Genomic DNA, 8,806 nt, shown 5'->3' on the forward strand with positions numbered 1-8,806 from the left:
TCAACCATAATCATCACCCTTTCTATGTCTATTCTATTACTTTTTCTAAATTAATGTTTAGATTTAGGCTCTGACAATGCCCGATAATAGGTGTTAAAATATTTTTTTTAATCATAAATATTCTATTGATTTTCTAGTTAATCTAGCATACAATCATCTATGTAAATGGCACTCGGTGCGGAAGAAAACTCACAATTTATGTCGTGGGTTTTTTCTTTGTTTTAAAACTTAAAAAGAGATAGCTTTCGCTATCTCTCAGACCAATTAAATATTATGATCTTTTCTTTCTCTTAAGTAACATAGCACCTGCTACTGTCATCATAGAAATCCAGCTTGCAATTGATGTTGCATCACCTGTCTTAGCTGGTTTCTTATCCTGAGTAGGATCTTTAGGTGTATCTTTTCCTGTTTCAGGATCTTTTGGAGTTTCCTTATCTACTTCATTAAGTCCAATTACTTTTATAGTAAAGTCATGACTTGCAGTCTTTCCTTCTGCATCAGTTACAGTGATAGTAACAATCACATCTGTATCCTTCTTAGGAGTAGTTACTTTACCATCTAATGAGATAATACCTTCAGGACTCACCTTAGTAATAGTAATACTATAGCCTTCTGGTACTTCGGGAAGTACAAATTGTGTCTGTCCTTTAGAAACAACTGACTGTACCTTATTTCCTGCAAGTAAATCGTCTAGGATATCCTGTGATGATGGTTTAGCTGGAGTAACTTCAACTTTCTTGAAGTTTGCTTTTAGAGTAGTGTTTGTAGTTGCTTCGAATGTATATGGGTTAGAAGTACTTACTTCTCTTCCATTTTCATCTGTCCAGTTCACAAATTCATAACCTTTATTTGCCTTAGCTGTTACAGTCACATTTGAACCTTCTTCATAAATACCATCTTCTTTATTCATTTTGACAGTACCCATGTTCTGATCACTTTCTACTGCAACTGTATACTTCTTATTTTCAACAGTTACTTTTACAACTACTTTCAAGCCATCTGGGTTTACAACGCCTTCTGGTAATGTAAGAGTACCTTCTAATACATATGTACCACATTCATTAGCCTTATAAGATGCTTTATTCCATGTTACGTCTACTTCTTCTGTTTCATTATTTTCTAATGTAATAGATACTTTGTTTGGTAAATTTAATGCATCTAGTGTTGTACCTTTTACTACAGTGAGATCATCTAGCTTCTGAACATCTTTAATCTTTACATCTGCTTCAGAAGACTTTTCAAACTTCGCAATTAAAGCTGTATTACCCTTAACGTTGAATGTATATTCTGCTTTATCAGATACTTTTTCACCATTAGGACGATACCATCCTTTAAATACATAACCTCTATTAGGTGTTGCAGTAATAGTTACAGACTTACCTGCTTTAACTTCCTGACCACCACTTACTTTACCACCTTTTTCTGCTTCTACATAAACAGTATAAGTGTTATTAGTTACATCTTTATTCGCAATATTGAATTCAGAGATAGCTACCCATCCATCATTTGATTCAGATGCTACAAACTTGAATCCATATACATTCTGTGTATCAAAAGTAAATGTTTTTCTGATTTATTTGCTTCAAATGTCTGGTCTTTCGCAACTTCTACCCATTCACCATTCTTTTCAGTCTGGATATAAAGTGAAGCTTTAGTCACCTGACCACTGTTAGAATCCTGACGTGGTGTGAATGATACCTGGTTAATTTCATAAGCTTTATCAAATGAAATTTCTGTCCAAATACTTCCATCAGCACCCTTACCGCTTCCTGCTCCACCTGATGTAGTAGGAACCTTATCTTTTGTAGCTTGTGACCAGTCTGAATGCCAGATTGTAGAAGGTTTATTATCAAATGCCATACCGATAATACCTTCATTCTGACCACCATGAGATGTTGGTGTTTCTGATTCAGCTTTACCAGTCCAAGAAGCTTTATTATAAAGATCTACTTCTGGTGCTTTTTCAGTGACTACTACGTTATCAATTACTGCAGAAACTGTTTCTGTCTTAGAACCAATTCTTTCTAATGGTAAGGCGAATGTTGAATGAGTGATATTGTCTTTCTTCACCATATCATTGTGAATAAACTTACCTTTTGCATCACATACATATTCACCATTAACATAAAGACTTGTCTTCTGCTGAGCTGTAGTGATTGCGATATTGACTTTCTTACCTACTGGTAATTCATAATCAAAATAATAGTTATAAAGTTCTCTTGTGAATCCTAACTTACCATCTTCCATGATTCTGATATCATGTGTTCCATAGTCAGCATCTGATTCAAATAGGATATCTCCTGGTTTAGCAGGTTTCTTTAACTTAATATCAAATGATAACTTGTTTCCATTTCCAAGCTTCTTAATTGGAGAAGTGACATAACTTACGCCATCTTTTAATACTAATGCCTTGTCTTTTACTTCAGCATTCTTACCTGTTTTAAGATCACGTTTGTTTTCAGAACTATCTTTTAAGCCATTATTGAAGTCATAGCTTTCATAGTTTTCACCTTTTTTATTTTCTTTGTAATAAGGGTTTGTATTAGGTCCTGTTCCCTTATTCTGAGCAAGTTTTGCGAGCGCATCTGCACTGCCTTTTTCCTTACCAGTCGCAGCCCATGTCTTTTCTGCATAGAATGGTAATGCATCAAAGAAACGCCAGTATAGATCAGATTCACTTAAACCTGATGCGCTCTTATCGATGTTATCACTCCATAATGCGAATGCAGCACCTAACATCTGATCATCACCAGCAGGAACATACTTATAAGCGCCACCTTTAACTCTTACTTTATTTGCTTCAAACTGATTGAAGATTCTATTTATGTTTAATAAGTCACCATAAGCATTGGCACGTCCTTTGTTTCCATTTGGAACCATGTAACCAAAGTCATCAATTGTATTAATAAGCTTATAGCCCATATCATACATTTCAATACCATCTGCCCAGTCAGCTGACCAAAGGTTCATTTCTACATTATCAATAGCTTCTCTCTTAATCTGAGTCACTGGATTATCTTTGATCCAAGTTAAACCACCCCACATACGTACTGTATTTGTTTCTTTTAGGTGAGGAACTAAATCATTAACGAATCCACGATATGCTGTATAGTTTGATAAGAATTCATCTGCACCGATATGTACAGTTGTTTCTCCATCAAATACTGGATTAGCACCTTTTGTATAATCATCAAAGATTTCTTTGATCTTATCTTTTGTTTCTTTCTTAGAGACATCAAGATGGTCAATAAGTGGTCTGTTTCTATTTAAAGGTGATACCTTGTTCTGAACCATTAATTCTGGCCATACTTTAGTAAATGAAGTTGCATGAGCAGGAACATCAATTTCAGGTACTACCTTCATACCAAGGGCTCTTTCACCCTGAATGAATTCTCTGAAGTCCTTCTTAGAGATAGAATAATCTTTTGCAGTAGGTGTTTCACCTTTATCGTTAGATAATCCTGATTCTAGACGGAATGCTTCATAGGCTTTAAATGCTTCATTTTCATTATCACCTTTACCATACTGTTCTAAGAAGATATAGTTATCAGATAAATGAGTCTGTAAGTCATTCATCTTATAGTAACGCATTGTTCTTGCAACTTCCTTCATCATGTCTAATGAAACTGGTTTACGTGCTACATCGAATAAGAATCCACGTGTCTTGAAACGAGGATAGTCACGCATTTTACCAATCTTATAGCCTTCATTGTCTTCTTTATACATCTGAAGGATTGTCTGCATACCATACATGTTACCTGTTGTATGAACAGAAGCAACATTGATACGGTCTTTCTGGATATCCATTGTATATCCTTCATCACCTAGAAGAGTATCTGGTGCTTTTAATTCAAAGTTGAATGCATGAGCCTGAGAAGCACCTTTTTTCACTGTGAGGTTAATACCTGTGAAATCTTTATAATCACGTACAAATTCATCTACAACAGCTTTTAACTTATCATCTGTATAAGTTACTGTCTTTAATGCGTTAACAGAAATCTGTTCTGTTGAGTTTGAATGCCATTCCTGGATTTCTGGAATAACAGTAGGTTTCGCATTCTTACCTGTCACTTGTTCATTCATGCCTTTTACAACATAGTCAACATCTGCAGTCTTCTTTTCTTTTCCTGTAGAAGTTTCTGTAACTACATAAGAGACTTTTACATTCTTGTCAACTAATGGATGTACAATTTTACCATCAGCACCAATGACCTGTTCAAGGTCTGCACCATTGATTCTTACAGTAAATCCTTCTGGTACAGCTGGCATATCTAATGTATTCACATCAGCTTCAATTGTCTTACTCTGAGATTCAATAGAAGAGACAACAGAGTTTAGAGTAGCAGTCTGTGCTGTTTGTTCATTAGAATAAACTTCCATTTCCGCAATACTTACGTTATTCCATGATGATGCTTCAGCAACAAAGTTACAAAGCTTTAATTCTTTTGCTTCAATAGGTTCATTGAACTTAACAACAACTTCGTTATTATAACCGTCACCCTTTTTGGTATTAGTAAAGCTCTTTGCAAGTTTTTCTACACCATCTTTATCTTTGTATTTAATATCAAAGCTCTTTACGTTAGATGGCATTGGTGCAACATCTCTTTCAAAGAAATGAATCTTAAGTTCCTTAACGAGAGTCAATCCAGCAAATTTAGTATTTAACCAGATATTAGTAGTTGGAGTTTCATAATCACTTGCCCAGCGGTTTGCTTTTTCTGTGCTTCCATCTTTTACTTTATCCGGACTAAGTGTATTAGCTTCACTACTTGATGCAGTGACTGTAGCGTTTGCCATATGGTTTTTATTAGGCGTAGCATCTGCTTTTTCTACAATCTTACTATAGACTTCAATTTCATTGATTCCGACATTTTTCCAGTTGATTGTACCTCCATCTGCAGAAAGTACAGTTACCTTTACTTTAGTGGATTGATGATCTTTATCTAACTGAATGATTTCATTCTGTTTTGCCTTAGTAGTCTTTCTATATACTTCTTTATATTGTCCGTTTTCTTCTAATTCTACTTTATAGCCTAGAATATTCTGTGCATCATCCGTTCTTTCGAAATTGATATTAATCTGACGTACTGTCTTTTCTCCACCTAGATTAATTTCAATCCATTCATTGTCTGCCTTATTCTGTGCTGTTCCCCAGCGCGTCTTGATATCACCATCTACTGCTTTGTCTGGTGATGTGCTGTTTACTTCATAACTACTTGCATTAACAGTGCATCCTTTAGCAAGATTTAAGTTTTCTACAGCATAGACTGGTCTTACATCAACAAATGCAGCATTCGCAATCATGACAGTTGCAACTAATCCAATAACACCTTGTTTCTTGTTCATTATCCCTTTTCCTTTCTTTTCTATATAGGACCAACAAAAAAGACCAAAGTACCCCTCTAAAAAAGAAGGTTTACTTTGGTCTTGCCTAATTCAATAGTAACAATCCTATACGTTTTTCATCATGTGAAATGATAGCACTTTCAATATACTTATTCAAGTATTTTTTTATAAAATTATCTTGCGTCTGATAAATTACTATTAAAATACTGTATTGGTAGAATATGCACTTTATCGAGGAGTATAATTATATATATAAATTATACATACAAAGAGGATTGAGTCGTTATCGTAACAGGAGCCGCTTCTGGTATTGGTAAAGCTATTGCGGAAGCATATGCAAAAGAAGGAGCAAAACTTGCATTAGCTGATCTAAATCTAGAAGGGTTGAATGCTTTAAAGACAGAACTAAAAGATAATGAAGTGTATGTTGAAAAAGTAGATGTTACAGACGAAAAGAACTGCAAAGATTTTATTGAAAATGTTGCTGAACATTTTGGAAAGATTGATGTTCTATGTAATAATGCAGGAACAGCTTTAATGGGTGATATTGCAACATTCCCTGAAGAAACATTCAGAAAACATGCAGAACTTATGATGTATGCACCAGTGAGATTAACTAATTTATGTATTCCTCATTTTAAGAAAAATGGTTGGGGAAGTGTTGTAAATACAGCTTCTATTTTTGGTAAACAGCCTGGAGGATTAATTAGTTATGATACTATTAAGGCTGCTGATATTATGATTACTAAAGATTATTCAAATTATTGTGCAGCATTTAATGTGAATGTAAATGCTGTGTGTCCTGGCCCTGTAGATACACCGTTATGGCATGCAGAAGGACAGTTAGGTGATCAATTAGCAAGTGCTACTGGTATGAGTCGTGATGAATCTATTGATTGGTTTGCTAAGACAAATATACCAATGGGTAGATATGCTAAACCTGAAGAAATTGCATCAGCTGCTGTATTCTTATCTAGTGAACCAGCACATTATATTACTGGTGTTGCCTTAAATGTTGATGGTGGCATGGTAAAGTGCATATAGTCAATAATAATATATAATAACTATTGGTATTTAAACATATGGTGAAAGAATATGTCTTTTTGATAATCTGAATTGATTTTTTATTAACTTTCACATAGAATGACATATGTAAATGGCACTCGGTGCGGAAGAAAACTCACGATTTATTGTCGTGAGTTTTTTCTTTGAGTAAGATTCTATTCATTTAAGTATTCATAGAGTACTTTGAAATATTGCTCATAATCTTGATGCTCTGCTAAGCCTGAGACTTGACCATCACCTGCTTCAATAATTTTCCATGAACCATCTTCTAATTCAGCATAGTCAACAGTATAATATCCACTTTCCAGATGACTATACTTTTCTAATAATTGTTGAGGTGGTAATAATGCATTTATAGATTGTCCTGAATTTCTAGTGATAGTTGCTATTTTGTTGTTTATATAAAAGACCCTGTATTCATTGGTGTGGTCACCATAATACTTTAGGTTAAGATATTCCTTAATACATATTCCACCCGTTAACAAATCACCACGATACTTATAAAAGACTTCCATCCATTGATCAAATTCTTCCTGTGTAATATCTTTGTCAAAATATTTAGGAAACTCTGTACCCTTTACAGATTTAACAAAGTCTTTAACCATAAATCTACCAAAAGTATGTTTAATACTATCAATATTAATCTGAGTATGAAGAGGATATATTTCCATTTTTGCAGTATCCTCTTTTAATAGTTCATATACATTGGGGAAAATATGCATTAACTCATATTCTTTTGGAGTTGTAATTAAACGGATATTGTTTTCTAGAAGACGTTGATAAAACCTTTCATACTTTTCTGGATTCATCATATATCCTCTATATACTGCAGTTCTTTCTACTTGAGGTATATCTTTAATGACTAATTGATCTTCTTCAAACCACTTATCATATCCAAATAGTATCACATCAAATAATCCTGTTGCTTTTACTGCATCATATTCAGCTTGTAAATCTTCATCCACCTTTGAAGCATTAAAATAACTAGATGGCAATAATATTAAATCAACCATACAAACCTCCTTAAAAACGTTTTATGTTCTTATACATCAATATCTTATTCTAATTTTCCATATTCATTGATATATTCTTCACAGCTTCCTCTATTTATTTTGCAGCAATATTCTTGCCATCTGCATCCAATGTTTTAAGTCTTTCAAGCCATCGTATAATCGTACCATCTTTTAAGAATGCGAGTATTGCCCCATCACAAAATCTTTCTGCGCGGATAACACCAAAAATCAAGGCAATAACACATTTAGCATCTAAGTTATCAACCTCTGTTTTAGCCATTGATTCCATACCCCATTCGATGCCATTTTCTTCAAGAACTTTCTTATAATTATATAATCCTATCTCTTCGCACTCATACACGAAAGAATGAACATCCTCGATAAAATGCATAATAACACTTGAATAGCTTAGAAAAGGCATCTGAGCTGGATGTTCTGGTGTTCCATCATTCTTATTATCAAAAATCCATGTACCAAATTCTGTTCCTGTGAACTCATCTAAATATTTGGTTAATTTTTCATACATATAAATCACCCCTTAATAATCTTCTCCTGTTTCATCAAAACCATCATCTACACCTTGTCTATAAGAAGGATCAGTATGGTATCTATCATGATCATAATCGCCATCATCTACTGCTGAATTATAGCCATCATTATAACTACTAGATGATTCACTTGATTCATAACTATTGTATTCCTTCTTAAGTTTTGATGGAGTGTAAGTGCTTGGTCCAGTTTTTTTTAGTTCATATACTATTTCACCATCAATAGTGAGCTTATCATAATACTGTTGATTTTCTATTTCATAATTATGCTTGTCACCAGATAATTTCATTATGAATCTATCATCTTCTTGGAATAACACCATTCTTCCTTCTGATTCAAAAGGTTCACCATCCCAAAATATATTAGATTCATTCTCATAACAATTCTTATTCGTATTTACTTCTAGTATCTTGTAGAATAAGTCTTTTGCACCACGTTTAGAGTCAATAGCTGATTCATAATAATCATCAACTTTATGACTTGAATAAGTGAAGTCTAGTTGATATACAGGTACACCATATGCTTTATTGTATTCAGCATATGAACAATGATCTACTTTAATAGTTACATCTGGAAGATCAGTTGTTTGAATATATTCTTGTATTTCTGGTACATATTCTTTTTGATATATTTTTGCAACTTCTGCAGTCTTAAATCCATACTTTAGATAATTAGGTATTGGACCTTTCATGAAATCTGTAATAAGTATTACAAGCCCTAATAATATTGAAACAATGAAACTGAATAATACGAAATAAAATAATATGTTATCTTTATTATGATTTTCTTTCATATGAGTACTATTCCCTTCTAGATGTATCTTCTTTCTATAG

Annotated in this window: 6 protein-coding genes and 1 pseudogene; 1 reads left to right on the forward strand and 6 read right to left on the reverse strand. The window is 33.5% G+C overall.

The features are described 5' to 3' along the window. Positions 1–271 precede the first annotated feature (271 nt). The 3 genes and pseudogenes from QVO42_RS08500 to QVO42_RS08510 form a co-directional block, all read right to left on the reverse strand. On the reverse strand, positions 272–994 hold the full coding sequence (locus QVO42_RS08500; RefSeq protein ID WP_022425690.1) for an InlB B-repeat-containing protein: 723 nt from the start codon (positions 992–994) through the stop codon (positions 272–274). Between the two features lie 93 nt (positions 995–1,087). Beyond that, positions 1,088–1,573 (reverse strand): annotated as a pseudogene (locus QVO42_RS08505) (InlB B-repeat-containing protein); the annotation flags it as partial. Continuing rightward, positions 1,519–5,346 carry a discoidin domain-containing protein gene (locus tag QVO42_RS08510; protein WP_022425691.1) on the reverse strand — a complete coding sequence of 1,276 codons (3,828 nt, stop codon included), beginning with the start codon at positions 5,344–5,346 and terminating at the stop codon, positions 1,519–1,521. The pseudogene QVO42_RS08505 and the gene QVO42_RS08510, both read right to left, overlap by 55 nt. 285 nt (positions 5,347–5,631) lie before the next feature. Between QVO42_RS08510 and QVO42_RS08515 the strand changes: the two genes are divergently transcribed. Continuing rightward, a complete protein-coding gene (locus QVO42_RS08515) occupies positions 5,632–6,390 on the forward strand; it encodes an SDR family NAD(P)-dependent oxidoreductase (RefSeq protein ID WP_288164181.1) in 759 nt (252 codons plus the stop codon). A gap of 176 nt (positions 6,391–6,566) precedes the next feature. On the opposite strand, the gene QVO42_RS08520 is transcribed toward QVO42_RS08515, so the two are convergent. The 3 genes from QVO42_RS08520 to QVO42_RS08530 all read right to left on the reverse strand — a co-directional run. Then, a complete protein-coding gene (locus QVO42_RS08520) occupies positions 6,567–7,424 on the reverse strand; it encodes an ATP-grasp domain-containing protein (protein WP_022425693.1) in 858 nt (285 codons plus the stop codon). A gap of 94 nt (positions 7,425–7,518) precedes the next feature. Next, complete coding sequence (locus QVO42_RS08525) at positions 7,519–7,950, reverse strand: DUF6508 domain-containing protein (protein WP_022425694.1); 432 nt, start codon at positions 7,948–7,950, stop codon at positions 7,519–7,521. A gap of 12 nt (positions 7,951–7,962) precedes the next feature. Further along, a partial coding sequence (locus QVO42_RS08530; RefSeq protein ID WP_288164179.1) for a hypothetical protein occupies positions 7,963–8,806 on the reverse strand: 844 nt, incomplete at its 5' end.

It is taken from the genome of Catenibacterium sp. CAG:290 (genome assembly GCF_000437715.1).
GTDB lineage: Bacteria > Bacillota_I > Bacilli_A > Erysipelotrichales > Coprobacillaceae > Catenibacterium > Catenibacterium mitsuoka_A.